18 protein-coding genes are annotated in these 18,012 nt (G+C 37.7%); 15 read left to right on the top strand and 3 right to left on the bottom strand.

The genetic code is table 11. The annotated features are described in order from the left end of the window. Positions 1-24 precede the first annotated feature (24 nt). Genes CKV70_RS11220 through CKV70_RS11210 form a run of 3 tightly spaced genes read left to right on the top strand, consistent with a single transcriptional unit; the run spans position 25 to position 3,779 of the window. Complete coding sequence (locus CKV70_RS11220; RefSeq protein WP_014601037.1) at positions 25-1,608, top strand: acyl CoA:acetate/3-ketoacid CoA transferase; 1,584 nt, start codon at positions 25-27, stop codon at positions 1,606-1,608. Then, positions 1,605-2,828, top strand: a complete 1,224-nt coding sequence (locus CKV70_RS11215) for an L-lactate MFS transporter (RefSeq protein WP_014601036.1) — start codon at positions 1,605-1,607, stop codon at positions 2,826-2,828. Before CKV70_RS11220 ends, CKV70_RS11215 begins: the two co-directional genes overlap by 4 nt. A 21-nt stretch (positions 2,829-2,849) precedes the next feature. After that, entirely contained in the window at positions 2,850-3,779 is a 930-nt protein-coding gene (locus CKV70_RS11210; protein WP_003737240.1) for a DUF561 domain-containing protein, read from the top strand. A 44-nt stretch (positions 3,780-3,823) separates the two neighbouring features. Here CKV70_RS11210 and CKV70_RS11205 read toward each other — a convergent pair whose 3' ends face one another. Both CKV70_RS11205 and CKV70_RS11200 read right to left on the bottom strand, forming a co-directional pair. Beyond that, positions 3,824-3,982: a hypothetical protein gene (locus tag CKV70_RS11205; protein WP_003722293.1), complete on the bottom strand. Its 159-nt coding sequence runs from the start codon at positions 3,980-3,982 to the stop codon at positions 3,824-3,826. A gap of 25 nt (positions 3,983-4,007) precedes the next feature. Continuing rightward, the gene (locus CKV70_RS11200; RefSeq protein WP_003722292.1) at positions 4,008-4,397 is read right to left on the bottom strand and encodes a lactoylglutathione lyase; all 390 of its coding nucleotides are present in this window, start codon (positions 4,395-4,397) and stop codon (positions 4,008-4,010) included. Positions 4,398-4,527: 130 nt separating this feature from the next. Here CKV70_RS11200 and CKV70_RS11195 point away from each other — a divergent pair, with 130 nt between their 5' ends. From CKV70_RS11195 to CKV70_RS11145, 11 genes are all read left to right on the top strand, one after another. Further along, the gene (locus tag CKV70_RS11195; RefSeq protein WP_003731912.1) at positions 4,528-5,145 is read left to right on the top strand and encodes an MBL fold metallo-hydrolase; all 618 of its coding nucleotides are present in this window, start codon (positions 4,528-4,530) and stop codon (positions 5,143-5,145) included. A 65-nt stretch (positions 5,146-5,210) separates the two neighbouring features. After that, positions 5,211-5,882, top strand: a complete 672-nt coding sequence (locus CKV70_RS11190) for a cyclic nucleotide-binding domain-containing protein (protein WP_003722290.1) — start codon at positions 5,211-5,213, stop codon at positions 5,880-5,882. A gap of 252 nt (positions 5,883-6,134) precedes the next feature. After that, positions 6,135-6,830, top strand: a complete 696-nt coding sequence (locus CKV70_RS11185; RefSeq protein WP_003722289.1) for a Crp/Fnr family transcriptional regulator — start codon at positions 6,135-6,137, stop codon at positions 6,828-6,830. A gap of 69 nt (positions 6,831-6,899) precedes the next feature. Beyond that, positions 6,900-7,778 carry an acid resistance transcriptional regulator GadR gene (locus CKV70_RS11180; RefSeq protein WP_009924049.1) on the top strand — a complete coding sequence of 293 codons (879 nt, stop codon included), beginning with the start codon at positions 6,900-6,902 and terminating at the stop codon, positions 7,776-7,778. 74 nt (positions 7,779-7,852) lie between these two features. Beyond that, entirely contained in the window at positions 7,853-8,929 is a 1,077-nt protein-coding gene (locus CKV70_RS11175) for a Gfo/Idh/MocA family protein (RefSeq protein ID WP_014601035.1), read from the top strand. A 15-nt stretch (positions 8,930-8,944) separates the two neighbouring features. Continuing rightward, positions 8,945-9,685: a sugar phosphate isomerase/epimerase family protein gene (locus CKV70_RS11170; protein ID WP_014601034.1), complete on the top strand. Its 741-nt coding sequence runs from the start codon at positions 8,945-8,947 to the stop codon at positions 9,683-9,685. A gap of 1 nt (position 9,686) precedes the next feature. Next, positions 9,687-10,409 (top strand): ThuA domain-containing protein, encoded by a 723-nt coding sequence (locus CKV70_RS11165; protein WP_003731916.1) that lies wholly within the window; start codon positions 9,687-9,689, stop codon positions 10,407-10,409. 2 nt (positions 10,410-10,411) lie between these two features. Then, on the top strand, positions 10,412-11,380 hold the full coding sequence (locus CKV70_RS11160; protein ID WP_003729565.1) for a sugar phosphate isomerase/epimerase family protein: 969 nt from the start codon (positions 10,412-10,414) through the stop codon (positions 11,378-11,380). 22 nt (positions 11,381-11,402) lie between these two features. Further along, positions 11,403-12,452: a Gfo/Idh/MocA family protein gene (locus CKV70_RS11155; RefSeq protein WP_014601033.1), complete on the top strand. Its 1,050-nt coding sequence runs from the start codon at positions 11,403-11,405 to the stop codon at positions 12,450-12,452. A gap of 93 nt (positions 12,453-12,545) precedes the next feature. Next, the gene (locus CKV70_RS11150; protein WP_003722282.1) at positions 12,546-12,731 is read left to right on the top strand and encodes a CsbD family protein; all 186 of its coding nucleotides are present in this window, start codon (positions 12,546-12,548) and stop codon (positions 12,729-12,731) included. Positions 12,732-12,859: 128 nt separating this feature from the next. Beyond that, entirely contained in the window at positions 12,860-14,761 is a 1,902-nt protein-coding gene (locus CKV70_RS11145) for an alkyl/aryl-sulfatase (protein WP_014601032.1), read from the top strand. Positions 14,762-14,815: 54 nt separating this feature from the next. On the opposite strand, the gene CKV70_RS11140 is transcribed toward CKV70_RS11145, so the two are convergent. After that, positions 14,816-15,157 carry a YxeA family protein gene (locus CKV70_RS11140; protein WP_014601031.1) on the bottom strand — a complete coding sequence of 114 codons (342 nt, stop codon included), beginning with the start codon at positions 15,155-15,157 and terminating at the stop codon, positions 14,816-14,818. Between the two features lie 536 nt (positions 15,158-15,693). Here CKV70_RS11140 and CKV70_RS11135 point away from each other — a divergent pair. Continuing rightward, positions 15,694-17,985, top strand: coding sequence for a ribonucleoside-diphosphate reductase subunit alpha (locus CKV70_RS11135; protein ID WP_003722279.1), 2,292 nt, complete (start codon positions 15,694-15,696; stop codon positions 17,983-17,985). Positions 17,986-18,012: the final 27 nt, after the last annotated feature.

Raw genomic sequence — 18,012 nt, 5'->3', positions numbered from 1 at the left:
ATTGAACAATAAGGAGTGAGGAATTTGTCAAAAGTAATAAAAGCTAGTGAAGCAGCAAAATTATTAAAGGATGGCGATACTGTTGCTTTTAGTGGTTTCGGTTTAGCTTGTGTTAATGAAGAAATGGCTATTGCGGTTGAAAAGCGTTTTTTAGAAGAAGGGGCTCCGCGTAATCTTACAGTTATGCATGCTAGTGCGCTTGGTGATCGTCGGGAAAAAGGAATGAGCCACTGGGGACATGAAGGATTGATTAAACGCTGGATTGGTGGAATTGCAATCGCTTCTCCCAAAATGGCGAAATTAATTGAAGAAGACAAATGTGAAGCATACAATCTGCCACAAGGTGTTATTACACAACTGTATCGTGAAATTGCTGCTAAGAGGCCAGGAGTGATTACAAAAATTGGCATGGGAACATTTGTAGATCCACGCATTGAAGGGGCAAAAATGTCTGCAAGTTCCAAAGATAACTTAGTAGAGCTATTGACGATCCACAACGAAGAATGGCTATTCTATCCAAGTTTTCCAATTCAAGTTGCGCTCATTCGCGGAACTGTGGCAGATGAATTTGGGAACTTAACGTTAGAAAAAGAAGGCTTACATATGGAAGTCTTGCCAATCGCACAGGCAGTTCGAAATTCAGGTGGAATAGTTATCGCACAAGTAGAATCTGTTGCGAAAAAAGGATCGCTTAATCCTAAAGATGTAAGAGTTCCAGGAATTTTAGTTGATCATATTATTATTTCAGAACCAGAAAATCATTTCCAAACTGAAAATACACAGTACAATCCAGCTTTTTCTGGGCACATTCAAGTTCCGCTTGGAGATATTGAGCCACTTCCGTTAGATGACCGTAAAGTAATTGCGCGTCGTTCAGCAGCAGAACTAGAACCACAAACCATTCTAAATTTAGGTGTAGGAATTCCAGTGAACGTCTCTACTGTTGCAGCGGAAGAAGGCGTGAGTGACCAATTAATACTAACAACGGAAGCAGGATCTGTTGGTGGTGTGCCAGCAGGGTTAGCAGATTTCGGTCATGCGTATAACAGTGAAGCTATTGTCGACCATCATTCACAGTTCGATTTTTACGATGGTGGCGGACTCGATTTATCCGTACTTGGTTTGGCGCAAACCGACGAATCCGGTAATGTGAATGTCAGCAAGTTTGGCTCAAGAGTTGCTGGGTGCGGTGGATTTATTAATATCTCCCAATCAGCGAAAAAATTAATTTTTGCCGGAACATTTACAGCAGGTGGTTTAAAGACGCGGGTAGCTGACGGCAAACTAGAGATTTTACAAGAAGGAAAAGCTAAAAAGTTTATCAAACAAGTTCAACAAATCACATTTAGTGGCGAATATGCTTCTACGACCAATCAAACAATCCTCTATGTGACAGAACGTGCTGTATTTCGCTTAGAAAATGGCAAAATGGTTCTAACAGAAATCGCGCCAGGAGTAGATTTAGAAAAGGATATTCTTGGACAAATGGAATTCGAACCCATTATTGCGAGCGATTTAAAAGTAATGGATGGCGGTATGTTTAGCGAAGAATGGGGCGGCTTAAAAGCTATTATTGAAAAACAAACGCGAGAGGGAGTATCTATATGACAAAAGAAATAAACCGTTGGGGAGTCTTAATTGGTTCTGTTGGTGTTCTACTTTGTACGGGGGCAGTATATGCATTTAGTGTATTTGCTGGACCGTTAAGTGCCGCTCATGGCTGGACAATCCCGCAAGTTATGATGGCATTTACAATTAATGCGGCGATTGGACCGATTCCAACTATTTTAGGTGGGATTTTAACGGATAAAGGGAAAGCAAAATGGGCGATTTTAATTGGAGGTATACTATTCGGGCTTGGTTTTGCGTTAACAGGATTTGCTACCTCCACTACAATGCTTTACTTATCTTATGGTGTCCTTGCTGGGCTTGGACAAGGTTTTGCATATTCAGGATGTCTTAGCAACACAATTCGACTTTTCCCAGATAAACGTGGACTTGCTTCAGGACTTATTACAGCTGGAATGGGCGGAGCGACAATTATTGCTGCACCGATTGCTAACTACTTAATTGAAACGTATAACGTAATGACAGCATTTAAAATTATGGGGGCCGTTTATATCGCAGTTGTCATTGGATGCAGTTTCCTTATTCGTGTCGCACCAGCTGGCTATGCACCAAAAGGCTGGACACCACCTGCTGGAAATGGAGCGGGTATGGTAAATGTACCTTGGACGGGAATGGTTCGAACAGTTACTTTTTACCTGATTCTTTTAATGTTAGGTATTGGCGCATTCTCAGGTCTGATGATTGCTTCTAATGCATCCTTAATTGGTCAAAATATGTTTGGCTTAACGGCTGCATCGGCTGCTGCTTACGTTAGTATTTATTCACTAAGCAACTGTTTAGGTCGAGTAGTTTGGGGCGCTGTATCTGACCGTCTAGGTAGATCAAATACATTAATGATTATTTATACAGTAATTGCTTTATCTTTACTAGCACTTGCAACACTTCAATCTGTTGTTGGATTTGTTATCGGGATTATTGGGCTGGGGCTTTGCTTTGGTGGAACAATGGGCGTTTTCCCGTCCATCGTTATGGAAAATTACGGTCCGAAAAATCAAGGCGTCAACTACGGAATCGTCTTCATTGGTTATTCCACAGCAGCCTTTTTTGCACCAAAAATGGCAGCGCAAATCGCCGGTCAAAACGGTGGCGACTTCACACAAGCTTTCTATATAGCTATCGCACTTGCTGCTGTAGGACTTTGTATTAATATTGTTTATAAATTACGTGAGAAAAAACAACCAACTAAAGAATTAGCGTAAAAATAGAGAGGAGAAAAGAAAATGAGTTTAACTGAAATGCTACAAATCAAATATCCGATTTTACAAGGGGCAATGGCACAAATTGCCACATATGAATTAGCTTCCGCGGTATCAAATGCAGGTGGGCTAGGAATTATCGCGTCTGGTGGAATGTCAGCAGACACATTACGAGAACAAATTCGTCTTTGTAAAGAAAAAACAACGAAACCTTTCGCTGTAAATATCATGCTGATGATGCCAAATTGCCCAGAACTTGTCGATGTCATTATTGAAGAAGATGTGCGCGTTGTTACAACTGGGGCAGGAACGCCTAAACCATTTATGGAAAAATTTAAAGCAGCTGGAATTAAAGTTATCGCAGTTATCCCATCTGTAAAAATTGCACAAAAAATGGAAGAAATCGGTGTCGATGCAGTTGTTGCAGAAGGTACAGAAGCAGGGGGACATGTTGGTGAAACAACAACGATGGCACTAGTTCGTCAAGTCGTTTCAGCAGTGAACATTCCTGTCATTGCAGCAGGGGGAATTGCCGATGGTCACGGAATGGCAGCTGTTTATGCATTAGGCGCAAGTGGTGTCCAAATCGGCACACTTTTCCTTGTTGCTGAGGAATGTCCGGTTCCAGCTAGCTTTAAACAAGCGGTACTTGACGCAACGGATACAAGCACGACTGTAACAGGTCGTCGCAATGGTGCGCCAGTTAGAAGTATTAAAAACCCAATGATTCAAAAATATGTAGAACTAGAAAACGAAAATGCCTCCAGAGACAAATTAGAGGAATTAACACTTGGCTCTCTTAGAAAAGCAGTCCATGAAGGTGACGTTGAGAATGGTTCTGTTATGGCTGGACAAATTTGTGGTATGTTAACTGAAATTCGTTCCACTAGTGATATTATCGAAAATCTTATGAAAGAATCTAAACAAGTTGCAAGCAATTTAGTGATTCAATAATAAAAAGAGTCAGCAGAATCCTGTGGATTTTGCTGACTCTTTTTCTATTTACGTCGATACATTTTTGTTAAGTCCACCATCAAATAAATAAGTAGTACAGCTGTAATGATGACAGCGATAAGGCTTGCTATATCATTATGGAATAAAATACTGATTCCATTAATTGCTAGTGCGATCAAAATTATAACAAAATATTTTCCCATTAAGCTTCTCCAGTCCTTCTTCTACTTATAAAGCGCCATCTTGAATGATTTCTGTTTTATAACCATCTGGATCTGTTAAGAAATAATAGAATGGGTCTTCGCCAGGTAGTCCTTTTAAATCTGTCACAGTAAAACCAGCTTCTTGGTGTTCTTTTAATAAAGCACGTACGTCCGGAACACCAACCGCTAAGTGACCGTAACCATTTCCTAAATCGTAGGCTTCTTTTTGGTCGTAGTTGTACGTTAATTCTAGTTCAAAACCGCCTTCTTCAAACGCCATATAAACTAACGTAAATTCGAAATCCGGGAAGTCCTTGCGGCGAACTTCTTTAAGTCCTAATGCTTTTTCATAAAAAGTAATTGATTCTGTTAGGTTTTTTACGCGGATACATGTATGTAACATTTTTGCAGTCATTTTTATTCCTCCTTTTAAACTTCTTTCTTCATTGTAGTATATCTCGGAAGTGAATACAAACAAGGAATATTGATGGAAGTAAGGTAGTATTTTAGGTATAATGGTGAATGTGAAGAAAGGCGGAAGTGAAATGACAAAAATCAAACGAATCATGACAGGAATAATCCAAGAAAATTGTTATATCATTTATCAAGATAATGTAGCATTAATTGTTGACCCAGGCGATGAAGCAAGTAAAATTGAAGCGGAAATTGCAAAACTCGAAGTAAAACCAGTGGCAGTTTTATTAACTCATTGTCACTATGATCATATTGGTGCTTTAGAAGAGATCCGCAAAACATATAATATTCCAGTATATGTTAGCCCATTAGAGCAAGAATGGCTATCCAATCCAGAATTAAATTTATCTGCGCACATAGCTGGTAAAGCAATCATAGCGCAACCTGCAGAAAATGAATTTACGTTAGGTGAATATAATATAGAAGGTTTTCGTTTTAAAGTAGTACCGACACCAGGGCATTCTATCGGAAGCGTTAGTTTTATTTTCGACGAATTTGTCGTAGTTGGAGACGCTTTGTTTAAAGGTAGTATCGGCCGTACAGATTTATATACAGGAGATTTTGATATGTTAATAAACAGTATTAAAACACAACTGTTTGTACTTCCAGATGATTTCCCAGCCTATTCAGGTCATGGTGATGTAACTACCATCGGTCATGAAAAGAAGACAAACCCATACTTTAACTAAAAAAGAACTTGCAGAAGCATTTATTCTGCAGTTTTTTTGTAATCAAATGGAAAGGATGTTGGAAAATGCATTCAGATGAGGAAATTTTTAAAGAAACAACGCCAAAAGCACTACTACAATTACTAAAAAAAGATTACACCTTTCATGATTATTGTTATCAAGAAATTATTCCTAGAGGTAAAGAAATTAAAATGAATAATTCGAAAGGTTTCAAGATCTATTTAGTAGAAAGTGGATACTTCTCTTATTGCCTTCAAAATGAATACGGAGATTCAGGGATTATTAGCTTTGTAGGTGGCGAAATAGCAATTAATTTAATTCCTATTATTAAGGAAGAACCAGAAGAGTCTGTACTGCGCAGCCTGACAGAAGTTCATTGTTGGGTACTTGATCCTGATTTTGTGGAACGTGTTTTGGACGAATCAGGTCAAAAAGCGAAATATCTATTATCTAACTTACTTTATACAAGAAAAGTTTATTTTAAAGCTAGTAAACGTAATTTTATGAAGAAAGAACTTCGTATTAGAGCATGCTTAAAAGAGATTGGGCTTTATATGGGAAGAGTAACGAAGGATAAAGAATTCATTTTGCCTGATGAAATCAATAATTCTATTTTAGCCCAATATGCGAATACTACTCGAGAATATACGAATATTATTGTACTGAAACTACGAAAAGAAGGAATTCTCGACGATAGTCACAAACCGTGGGTCATTAAGAAAATAGACACACTTTAAAGAACAAAACTTAATATATATTGATTTTTACGTTAAAAAAGGTGGAAAAGTTAAAATATTATCTAAAAAAAGCAGAGAAAAAATGTCACAAAAAGTACTTATTTAGATGTTTTTGGCATAAAAAAAGTTAGTTTTAATGAACAAATAGTGAAAAATTTCTTTTTTAATGATTGTAACGTTATTTTATTCAGCGTATTCCTTCTCTGGGGTGTTTTCATTGTGTGATATTATACTTTAGAGGAGGAGTTCGCAATGAACACATTAGAAAAACGACAACATGAAATTTTGACCAATCCACTTCATTTTTGTAAGAAGTCTGGAGATTTTGCTAAACATAGTATGAGTATTAAACTTTCTAAAAATGAACTTTTTGATGTAGATTTTGTAACAGGTATCTATTTTGTTGAAAAAGGTATTGTTATGAAAGGAACACAAATAGATGACTATATTGGGTACGACCAATTGCTAAAACATGGGGATGTATGTAATTTTTCATCTTTTATGTCTTCAGATTTAAAACGCAATATCGGTGCTCAATTACTCTCGCCAAGTTCTAGTGTCATCACGGCAGTAGATAGAGATTTTTTCATTTTTATGGTTGAAAAACATGTTAGTATAGAAGAATTTATGCTTTATCAAGCGAAAAAAGAAATTATGATACTGCAACGTCGATGTCTGCTTAATACGCTTAAGGTGAAAGACCGCGTAAAACATTTAATTGCTGCAATTGGTTATGAATACGGTATTTCCAATGGAGATAACATTCAAATCCCGCAAGAATTATCTACTACATTTTTATCTAAATTCATGGGGATTACAAGAGAGTATCTTAGCTTAACTCTTAGTGAACTAAAAAAAGAAGGTTACTTACTAAATACTAAAATACCTGTTGTTATAAATGTAGAAAAACTTTTTAATGAAATTCCCTATGAATCATTAATTTTATAATCTTATGAAGATAGTTTAACGGCTGTCTTCTTTTTTATGCTAAAATGAAAGAAAAAAAGGAGTTCCGCTATGAGTGAATACTTGGAAATTCCAGAATTAAATAAAGCTTTCCCTTTTCGTTCGTTTGTTAATGAAGGAGAAGTTCTTGTTTATCCACATTGGCATAAAGAGATTGAAATTATTTATGCGCTAAAAGGCAGCCTTAATCTTGGCATTAATGATATGCCAATTCAATTAAAAGAAGGAGAGATTCAAGTAATAAATGGCGGAGATGTGCATTATTTTTTAGCTTCGCCGAGTAGTGAACGTATCGTTATCCAATTTGATTTAAGTTTATTTCAAGAAGAAATGCAAATGGATGACAAAATGCAAACATTACGCGAAATGCTTACAGAAATGGCACATTTGAGCAGGGAATGGCCAGAAGAAACGGTTGCTAAAATGCAATCTTTAATTATGAATATCCATTCTGAGTCAAGCGGGGAAAAACCTGGAAAGCATTATATTCTAAAAGCAGACCTACTGGCGATTATCGGCTTGATATACCGGGAAATCCCTCAAATAAAAACTCAACCTGATAGTGTGATTTCAGAAGATGCAGTCTTAAAATCTCAAGAAACACTACATAAATTAGATCAAATTTTTTCCTATGTCGAGAAACATTATCAAGAACCTGTCAGCTTACAAGAAGTCGCGAACTACACTGGTTTTAGCACATACTATTTCACGAAATTTTTCAAGCGAAATACCGGAATGACGTTTGTGACTTTTTTAAATGATTACCGGCTGAACAAAGCAAAATGGATGTTGTTAAATGAGGCGTTCCCTGTAACAGAAGTGGCTGAACTAGCTGGCTTTAGTAGTGTAAAAACTTTTCATCATGCCTTCAAACGAGCAATGGGAGTCGCGCCATTAAAATACAGAAAGACAATATACGGGAATAATTAAGCAATAAAATAGGAAGATTTACCTCGAGTAGTTTTGTATGATGTAACTATCAAAACTATTGGAGGTTTTTTATTATGACATTAAAAGTTGGAATTATTGGTTGTGGAGGCATTGCAAACGGGAAGCATATGCCAAGTTTATTAAAAGCTGAGAAAGCAGAAATGGTTGCTTTTTGCGATATCGTTTTAGAAAAAGCCGAAGCAGCAGCAAAAGAATTTGGTGGCGAAAATGCAAGCGTATACACAAACTATGTAGAATTACTCCAAGATAAATCCATCGATGTCATCCATGTGTGTACACCAAATATTTCTCATGCGGAGATTTCTATCGCAGCAATGGAAGCCGGAAAACACGTTATGTGTGAAAAACCAATGGCGAAAACAACAGCAGAAGCGAAAAGTATGATTGAAGCTGCAGAGCGTACAGGCAAAAAACTAACAATTGGGTACCAAAATAGATTTCGCAAAGACTCGGATTACTTGCACCAAGTTTGCGAGAATGGCGAATTAGGTGATATCTATTATGCAAAAGCAAAAGCGATTCGTCGTCGTGCTGTCCCAACATGGGGTGTGTTTTTAGATGAAGAAGCGCAGGGCGGCGGACCTCTTATTGATATTGGAACACATGCGCTTGATTTAACGCTTTGGATGATGGACAATTATAAACCGAAATATGTAGTAGGAAACAGTTATCATAAACTTGCTAAAAAAGAAAATGCAGCAAATGCATGGGGCTCATGGGACCCAAATAAATTTACTGTAGAAGATTCCGCATTTGGTTTTATTACAATGGAAAACGGCGCGACGATAGTATTAGAAGCAAGTTGGGCGCTTAACACACTTGATGTCGGTGAAGCAAGGACGTCTCTATCGGGAACAGAAGGCGGCGCGGATATGGAAGACGGTTTACGAATTAACGGCGAAGCGCACAGCCAAATGTATGAAAAGAAAATTCAATTAGAAGCAGGTGGCGTTGATTTTTACGACGGAACAGGTGATGATCCAGCATTAATCGAAGCAGAACAATGGTTAGAAGCAATTGAAAAAAATACAGATCCTGTTGTTAAACCAGAACAAGCACTTGTTGTAACACAAATCTTAGAAGCTATTTATGAATCATCGAAAACAGGACAGCCAGTTTATTTTAATTAAGGAGGAAGTGCCTTTATGAAAGCGAAAATTGCGTTACAGTTGTGGAGTGTTAAGGAAGCTTGTGAAGATGATTTCTTTGGAACGTTAGAAAAAGTGGCGGAAATGGGTTATGTCGGCGTGGAGTTTGCTGGTTATTACGGCAAATCTGCCAGTGAAATTAAAGCGAAATTGGCTGAACTCGGACTAGAAGTAGCCGGATCGCATATTAGTAAAGAACAGCTTGAGGTAGATTTAGAAAATGTCATTCTGTTTGAACGCGAATTGGGAAATGAATACATTATTTGCCCATATGCAGACTTTAAAACAAAGCAAGAATGGCTTGCATTTAGTGAAAAACTTCTTGAAATCACAAAAACGGTTCAACAAGCTGGGATGCATTTTGGCTATCATAATCATGCCCATGAATTAGATAAATTAGATGACGAAATTATTTTGGACAGTTTACTCAAAAATGTACCAGAAATGGTTGCGGAATTAGACACTTACTGGATTGAGTATGCGGGAATTGGAGTTATTCCTTTTATCGAAAAATATCGTAACCGGGTACCACTTATTCATATTAAGGATAAATCGAGAGCAAACAAGGAAAGCACTATTATCGGTGAAGGTGTTTTGGATGTGCCAGGTTTCGTTAAAACGGCGCTTCATTCTGGAACAAAATGGCTGATTATTGAACAAGAAGCATTTACGCAAGATCCGCTAACGAGCGTGGCCAAAGGTTATACGTATTTAGCGAATGTATTGGAGGAGAACTAATATGACACGTGTAACAGTGTGGAACGAATTTTTACATGAAAAAGAAGATGATGCTGTGTTGGCAATTTATCCAGACGGAATTCATGGGCAAATCGCTAGCTTTCTAGAAAAAGCAGGAATTGAGGCGGGAACGGCTACTTTAGAAGAGCCTGAACACGGACTTACCGAAGAAGTATTGGCGAATACGGATGTACTGATTTGGTGGGGACATATGGGTCATGACCGCGTGGAAGATAAAATTGTCGATCGTGTACAAAAACGTGTGTTAGAAGGCATGGGACTTGTCGTACTACATTCTGGTCATATGTCGAAAATCTTTATGCGTCTAATGGGAACAAGCTGTGATTTAAAATGGCGCGAAGCAAATGAAAGAGAACGCCTTTGGGTAGTTGACCCGACGCATCCAATTGCAAAAGGCATCGGCGAATTTATTGAGTTGGACGAGGAAGAAATGTACGGCGAGCATTTTGATATACCGACCCCTGATGAACTAATTTTCTTAGGTTGGTTTGAAGGCGGCGAAGTTTTCCGCAGTGGGATTACGTACAAACGAGGAAATGGTCGGATTTTCTATTTCCAACCAGGCCACGAATCTTATCCAACCTATCACCATCCGGATATTCAGCAAGTAATTATTAACGGCGTACATTGGTGCGCGGAAGGTCGGAAGAATTATCCGGCATACGGAAATCACCAACCACTTGAAAAAATAGGGAGGAAATAAAAATGAAATTAGGCGTTTTTACACCATTATTTGCTAATTTATCATTAGAAGAAATGTTAGATAAAGTGAAAGCAGCGGGTCTTGATGCTGTAGAAATTGGCACAGGAGGAAACCCTGGGAATCATCACTGCCCAACGGACGAACTTTTGGCAAGCGAAGCAGCACGCAAAGAATACTTAGAAAAATTTACTAGCCGGGGATTAACGATTAGCGCATTTAGTTGTCATGATAATCCAATCTCTCCAAATAAAGAAGAAGCGGCAGCGTCCGATGAAATTTTACGTAAATCAATTAAACTAGCTTCATTAATGAATGTTCCGGTTGTTAATACATTTTCTGGAACAGCTGGTGATAGTGATGATGCCAAAGCTCCGAACTGGCCGGTTATTCCTTGGCCAACAGTTTATAGTGATATTAAAACATGGCAATGGGAAACCAAGTTAATTCCTTACTGGAAAGAAATTGGTGAACTTGCAGCAGCCAGTGGCGTTAAAATTGGTATCGAATTGCACGGCGGTTTCTTATGCCATACCCCATATACTATTTTAAAATTGCGGGAAGAAACAAATGATTCTATTGGAGTCAATTTAGACCCAAGTCATTTATGGTGGCAAGGAATCGACCCAGTTGGCGCTATCAAAATCTTAGGAAAAGCTGGAGCAATCCATCATTTCCATGCCAAAGATACGTATTTAGATCAAGATAATATCAATATGTACGGTCTAACGGATATGCAACCATATGGCGATGTACAAACGAGAAGTTGGACATTCCGTTCGGTAGGTTGTGGTCATAGTTTAACCGAGTGGTCGGATATTATGAGCGCACTTAGAACATACGGTTATGATTATGTAGTCAGCATTGAACACGAAGATCCATTAATGTCGATTGATGAAGGCTTCGACCGTGCTGTTACAAACTTACAATCGATTTTAATTAAAGATAAACCACTGGATATGTGGTGGGCTTAACGATAAGAAAGGGTGTCTTAGGATGAAAAAATATCAATTAGTAATTGTTGGTTACGGCGGGATGGGAAGCTATCATGTAACGCTTGCATCGGCTGCTGATAATTTAGAAGTTCATGGCGTATTCGACATTCTAGAAGAAAAACGCGAAGCCGCTGCTGAAAAAGGTTTGAAAATTTATGAAAGCTTTGAAGCGGTTTTAGCGGATGAACAAGTAGATGCCGTTCTTATCGCGACACCGAATGATAGCCATAAAGAACTGGCAATTACTGCACTTGAAGCAGGTAAGCATGTTGTTTGCGAGAAACCAGTGACGATGACAAGCGAAGATTTACTAGCAATTATGGATGTTGCTAAAAAAGTAAATAAACATTTCATGGTTCATCAAAATAGGCGTTGGGACGAAGATTTCCTAATTATAAAAGAAATTTTTGAACAAAAAACGATTGGCGAAATGTTCCACCTGGAATCACGTGTCCACGGAGCAAATGGTATTCCAGGAGATTGGCGTCATTTGAAAGCACATGGCGGCGGGATGGTACTTGATTGGGGTGTGCATCTACTTGACCAATTGCTGTTCCTAGTTGATAGTAATGTGAAGTCAGTATCTGCTAATCTAAGCTTTGCGCTTGGAGATGAAGTAGATGATGGCTTTGTAACATTCATTACTTTTGAGAATGGCATTACTGCTCAAATCGAAGTTGGAACAACCAATTTCATTAAATTACCTCGCTGGTACGTCAAAGGCACAGAAGGAACTGGAATTATCCACGATTGGGATTTAAGCGGAGAAATCGTCCAACCAACTGCGCTTGCTAAAACGTCTGAGCCAACACCAATCAAAGCTGGTCAAGGTCTAACAAAAACAATGGCACCACCAAGCGAAGAAGCAACCAATACATTATCACTTCCAGCGCCCGCCAAATTAGCTCCTTCTTTCTATAACAATTTTGTCGATGTTTTAAATAATACGAGTGAACCCATCGTTCAAAATGAAGAAGTTTACCAAGTTTTAAAATTGATTGAAGCCATATTTGAAGCGGCTGAGACAAATCGAACTATCCATTCTATTTAAAAAAGATGTTTTAGCTTTCTATATTGTGGAAAACACTACTATGGAGATAAAGAATTCTTCATTAGAAAATATTCTAATTAGGAGGCAATATCAATGAGCGAAGATAAAGGTATGAAGGACAAAGCAAAAGGATTGAAAGATAAAGTAGTAGGTGACGCAAAAGACAAATTCGGGAAAGCAACAGATGACAAAGGCAAACAAGTTGAAGGTAAAGCTCAAAAAGCTAAAGGCGAAGTAGAAGATAAAACCGGCGACGCTAAAAAGAAATTATCCGAATAAGTTAAAAAAGAGGCTTGGATTTTTCAAGCCTCTTTTTTTTGGTCTAATAATAGCAAAAGGTTTTGAATAATTTTATGGAGGTATAAAAAGAAAGTATGTGAAAATAAACGTGCAGGAGGAAACCGATAATGACAAAAAAAGTCTTACCAAAAGAAGCGTCCGAATTTACAAAGAAAGTGAATGAGAAAGTAAAAAAATCTTTACCATTTGAGAACACGAAAGATTTTGATGATGCTAAAAAAGGTTTTATTGGAACTTGGGATCATGTAAAAGTAGATACTGAAGATGGCCATGCAGTTTGGGATTTGGAGGATTATAAGTTTATTGAAGGAGAAGCACCTGATTCTGTTAACCCAAGTTTGTGGCGTATCGCTCAGCTTAATATGACAAATGGTTTATTCAAAGTAACGGACCGCGTTTATCAAGTACGTGGGTTTGATATGTCGAATACTACGATTATGGAAGGCGATACTGGTCTTGTAATTACGGATACATTAATGTCGGTTGAAACTGCTCGTGCGGCGCTTGATCTATACTATGAGCATCGTCCAAAAAAACCTATTAAGGCGATTATTTATACCCATTCCCATGCCGATCATTACGGCGGTGTAGCGGGTCTTATTAGCAAAGAAGATGTAGCCTCTGGAAAAGTGGCACTTATTGGGCCAGAAGGATTTATGGAAGCTGCGGTCAGTGAAAATATTTTTGCTGGAAACGCGATGATTCGTCGTGCAGAATATATGTATGGTAGCCGCTTGTCACGCGGGGAATTAGGTCAAGTAGATGCTGGTCTTGGTAAGACAGCTTCTAAAGGTCATATGTCCTTGCTTGCTCCAAATGATACTATTACGTTTGATCACGAAAAACGTGTTGTTGATGGGATTGAAGTGGAATTCTTGATGGCTCCAAATACAGAAGCTCCTTCAGAACATATGATGTATTTCCCACAATTTAAACTACTTAATATCGCAGAAGATGCCGTTCATAACTTGCATAACATTTTAACATTACGTGGTGCGCAAATTCGTGACGCTTATGAGTGGTGGAAAGATATTGACAAAGCAATTCGTGCCTTTGGCGATAAATATGAAGTTTGTATCGGTCAACATCACTGGCCAACGTGGGGGAATGAAGAAATTAATGATATGCTTATTCACCAACGTGACGCTTATAAATATATGCATGACCAAACGCTTCATTTTATTAATAAAGGATTAACTGCTATTGAAGTAGCTGAAGCTGTGAAATTCCCTCCTGCACTAGAAGAAAAATGGTATTTACGAGGCTACTACGGTACGCTTAACCATGATGTTAAAGCGATTTATCAATTTTATCTTGGGTGGTATGACGGAAATCCTGCTGACCTTTATCCGCTACCTCCAGAAGATGTTGCGAAAAAATACGTTGAGTTTATGGGTGGCGTTGATGAAGTATTGAAAAAAGCGCGTGTATCCTATGAAGCGGGTGAATATCGCTGGGTTGCGGAAGTTGTCAAACATGCGATTTTCGCAGATGGAGAAAACGGAGAAGCAAGAGCTCTTCTTGCAGATGCGTTAGAACAACTTGGCTATCAATCTGAGTCTGGACCATGGCGTAATGTATTTTTAGCTGGTGCGGATGAACTGAGAAATTCTGTCCCAGATGAAGTTATTTCTGGTGTTACACTGGATATTGTGGAGGGTATGCCGTTTAACTTGATTTTAGATTACATGGGTATTCGTTTAAATGGGGAAAGATCCATTGGTAAACGTATCTCCATGAACTGGAAATTAACAGATGTTGATGAGAATTATCATTTACTTGTAAATAATTCAGTACTTATTTATCGTGAAGGTGAAGTAGACGATAAAGCTGATTTAACTTTAACTACTACTCGTGATACATTTAATCATATCTTCGGTGGTGTGAAAAGCTTTGAAGCAGCATTTGCTGACCAAACAGCTAAACTAGAAGGAGACGCGAAGAAATTTGGGGAGTTTGCTTCCTTGTTAGATGAATTTAATCCTGTCTTCAATATTGTTACACCTTAATAAAAAACAGAAACGCTTTGTTTAGCCTTTTATCAGGCTATAACAAAGCGTTTTTTATTTTTCAGCTAAATATTTAATTTTATCTGGTACGTTTTTTATTTTTTTATAATTAACAACCATTTTGTTCTCGCCGACAAGTACTTTGAATTGCTCGTTCTTAGTTAATTCTTTTTCTGAGTAGAAAGTTAGTTGCTTTTGTTTTCCTTTGTCATCATAAACATTTGATATATATTTGAACCCTTTGAATTGATTTTTTTGAACGGGTTTCCCTGCGTCTTCTACTTTTACGTAATAGGATTTTACTGCGGCGTCAGTTGGCATCGCATACTCCCAAATCGCGCAAACAGTTAGAAGAACTGCGGCTAATAACATTAAACCTCTTTTTTTAGTAAACATTTCTCCCTCATCCTTTCTTGATTTGTTTTATTACATTAAGTTTACAATGGAATGACAAAATTATCCCGTTTGTTAACTAACAAAATCCAGCGTTAATCTTACATTTTTGTCAGAAAGGTGACAAAAGTGAGTTTAAAAGATTGTGAAGTTACAAAACATCCTTTTTTTAACTACTAAATATAGAAACTAGCGAAAAAATAGGCACTAGAAGTAGTAGCATTTTTATACTTGAAATATGCTCGAAAACACACAAGTGTCGGAAAAAATTTTTTTATTTGCCGAAAACCTAGTTGTAATCATTGTTTGGACACTTTTCGTAATAAAACCAGAGTACTATATCTTGCATTCACAATGAAAAAGTTATACTATATATAGTATCGAAAGCGAAATATTGCTTCATCGCCTTTTAACTTTTATCAGGGGAATTTGCTCCTTTAAAAGTTAATTTTTTTGCTCCATGGAACGACCACAAATAGTTCAGCGGACGAATGAAAAGCGCAAAATGAATCAGATATTTTTACAACGAGGAAAAAAGGATGAAATGGGGATTGCAAATGACAACTTACATAGTAAAAGACGGGGGAAACAGAAAGCTACCTTTTGACAAAAGCCGATTGGATGGATATTTAGAGAAAATCCATGAAGAATTTCCGAAACTTGATTTAGAGGATTACAAACGTAAGGTTTTTAATTTTGTAGAGAAGAAGGAAGATTACGCGGCTGACGAATTAGTCGATTATTTAATTAGGGAAGCAGAAGCTCGTACAGATATTCATATTCCTGAATGGGAACATTTCGCAGCACGCCTTTATTTAAATAAATTATATAAAAAAGCAAGTAAAAATCGTTTCTATAATGATGATGATAAATATGGTTCGTACGTTGGACTACAAGAGAGCCTAGGCGAACGTGGTATTTATTCTGGCAATATTCTAAAAAATTATTCTAAAGAAGATTTGATTGCAGCAGGGAAATTAATTGACCCTGAGAAAGATAAATTATTTACGTATAATGGTTTGTATTTACTTGCGACGCGTTACTTAGCGACTGACTCTGAACGTAATGTGTATGAGTTGCCACAAGAACGTTGGTTAACTATCGCACTTTATTTAATGCAAAATGAACCAAAAGAAAAACGGATGAAACTAGTAGAAGAAGCTTACTGGGCTTTAAGTAATTTATATATGACCGTTGCAACACCGACACTTGCAAATGCTGGAAAAGTTGGTGGTCAATTGTCTAGCTGTTTCATTGATACAGTAGATGATAGCTTACAAGGTATTTATGACAGCAATACAGACGTCGCTAGAGTTTCTAAGCACGGTGGCGGTGTTGGTGCATATCTTGGTTACGTTCGTTCAACAGGAGCTGCTATCCGTGGCGTAAAAGGTGCAAGTGGTGGTGTTATTCCTTGGATTAAACAATTAAACAATACGGCAGTGAGCGTGGACCAACTAGGTCAACGTAAAGGCGCAATTGCAGTTTATTTAGATGTTTTCCATAAAGATATCGAGTCTTTCCTTGATTTACGTTTAAACAATGGAGATCAACGTTTACGCGCACATGATGTATTTACGGCTGTTTGTATTCCTGATATTTTCATGGAAGCTGTAGAGCGTCGTGGCGAGTGGTATTTATTCGATCCACATGAAGTAAAAGCGAAAAAAGGCTGGTACCTACAAGATTTCTACGATGAATCAAAAGGCGAAGGTACTTTCCGTGAAAAATATGAAGAATTAGTTGCAGATGAAACAATTAGCAAAAAAATTGTTAAAGCTATTGATATCATGAAACGTATTATGATGAGTCAATTAGAAACAGGGAATCCATTCATGTTTTACCGTGATGAAGTAAACAGAATGAACCCTAATAAACATGAAGGCATGGTATATTCTAGTAACTTATGTACAGAAATCATGCAAAATATGAGCCCAACAAAAATGATCCAAGAAATTATTTCTGGAGATCAAATCGTCATTACAAAACAAGCGGGAGATTTTGTTGTATGTAACTTATCTTCTGTAAACTTAGGTCGTGCGGTTGTTGCGGAAGAAGGTACTTTAGAACGTTTAATCGAAGTAGAAGTACGTATGTTAGATAACGTTATCGACTTAAACGAACTCCCAGTACCACAAGCAACTATTACAAACCAAAAATACCGTTCTATCGGTCTTGGAACATTTGGTTGGCATCACCTGCTTGCTCTTAAAAATATCGCTTGGGACTCAGAAGAAGCGGAGAAATATGCCGATGAATTATATGAACAAATTAACTATTTAGCTATTCGCGCTAGTAACAAATTAGCGCAAGAAAAAGGTGCTTACAAAGTCTTCAAAGGCAGTGACTGGAATACAGGAGAATATTTCGCGCGTCGCAACTATAATTCACCTGAATGGCAAGAATTAGCGAAAGAAGTAGCAGAAAAAGGCTTACGTAATGCGTACCTTGTTGCTGTAGCGCCAAATATGAGTACAGCTCAAATTGCTGGATCCACTGCTTCAATCGACCCAATTTACAGTGCTTTCTACTATGAAGAGAAAAAAGACTATCGTCGTCCAGTAATTGCACCAGACTTAAACTTAAGCACATACCCGTACTACGAAAAAGGTGCTTACAAAGTAGACCAATTCGCAAGCGTTCGTCAAAACGGTCGTCGTCAACGTCACGTAGACCAATCACTAAGCTTTAACTTCTATGTGCCAAGTGGTATCAAAGCAAGTAAATTACTTGAACTACACATGACTGCTTGGAATGAAGGACTAAAAACAACTTACTATGTCCGCTCCAACGATATCGATGTAGAAGAGTGCGAATGGTGCTCAAGCTGATAAATCTCTAAAACATTTTATCAATAA

The organism is Listeria monocytogenes, from assembly GCF_900187225.1.
Classification (GTDB): Bacteria; Bacillota; Bacilli; order Lactobacillales; family Listeriaceae; genus Listeria; species Listeria monocytogenes.
The sequence above is the reverse complement of the archived record's forward strand: the minus strand, read 5'-3'. Positions and strand labels throughout refer to the sequence as shown.

Excerpts from the sequence above, each read along its gene's own strand:
- CKV70_RS11215 (WP_014601036.1), top strand. The coding sequence starts at position 1,605 with ATGACAAAAGAAATAAACCGTTGGGGAGTCTTAATTGGTTCTGTTGGT.
- CKV70_RS11210 (WP_003737240.1), top strand. The coding sequence starts at position 2,850 with ATGAGTTTAACTGAAATGCTACAAATCAAATATCCGATTTTACAAGGG.
- CKV70_RS11205 (WP_003722293.1), bottom strand. The coding sequence starts at position 3,982 with ATGGGAAAATATTTTGTTATAATTTTGATCGCACTAGCAATTAATGGA.
- CKV70_RS11200 (WP_003722292.1), bottom strand. The coding sequence starts at position 4,397 with ATGACTGCAAAAATGTTACATACATGTATCCGCGTAAAAAACCTAACA.
- CKV70_RS11195 (WP_003731912.1), top strand. The coding sequence starts at position 4,528 with ATGACAAAAATCAAACGAATCATGACAGGAATAATCCAAGAAAATTGT.
- CKV70_RS11190 (WP_003722290.1), top strand. The coding sequence starts at position 5,211 with ATGCATTCAGATGAGGAAATTTTTAAAGAAACAACGCCAAAAGCACTA.
- CKV70_RS11185 (WP_003722289.1), top strand. The coding sequence starts at position 6,135 with ATGAACACATTAGAAAAACGACAACATGAAATTTTGACCAATCCACTT.
- CKV70_RS11180 (WP_009924049.1), top strand. The coding sequence starts at position 6,900 with ATGAGTGAATACTTGGAAATTCCAGAATTAAATAAAGCTTTCCCTTTT.
- CKV70_RS11175 (WP_014601035.1), top strand. The coding sequence starts at position 7,853 with ATGACATTAAAAGTTGGAATTATTGGTTGTGGAGGCATTGCAAACGGG.
- CKV70_RS11170 (WP_014601034.1), top strand. The coding sequence starts at position 8,945 with ATGAAAGCGAAAATTGCGTTACAGTTGTGGAGTGTTAAGGAAGCTTGT.
- CKV70_RS11165 (WP_003731916.1), top strand. The coding sequence starts at position 9,687 with ATGACACGTGTAACAGTGTGGAACGAATTTTTACATGAAAAAGAAGAT.
- CKV70_RS11160 (WP_003729565.1), top strand. The coding sequence starts at position 10,412 with ATGAAATTAGGCGTTTTTACACCATTATTTGCTAATTTATCATTAGAA.
- CKV70_RS11155 (WP_014601033.1), top strand. The coding sequence starts at position 11,403 with ATGAAAAAATATCAATTAGTAATTGTTGGTTACGGCGGGATGGGAAGC.
- CKV70_RS11150 (WP_003722282.1), top strand. The coding sequence starts at position 12,546 with ATGAGCGAAGATAAAGGTATGAAGGACAAAGCAAAAGGATTGAAAGAT.
- CKV70_RS11145 (WP_014601032.1), top strand. The coding sequence starts at position 12,860 with ATGACAAAAAAAGTCTTACCAAAAGAAGCGTCCGAATTTACAAAGAAA.
- CKV70_RS11140 (WP_014601031.1), bottom strand. The coding sequence starts at position 15,157 with ATGTTTACTAAAAAAAGAGGTTTAATGTTATTAGCCGCAGTTCTTCTA.
- CKV70_RS11135 (WP_003722279.1), top strand. The coding sequence starts at position 15,694 with ATGAAATGGGGATTGCAAATGACAACTTACATAGTAAAAGACGGGGGA.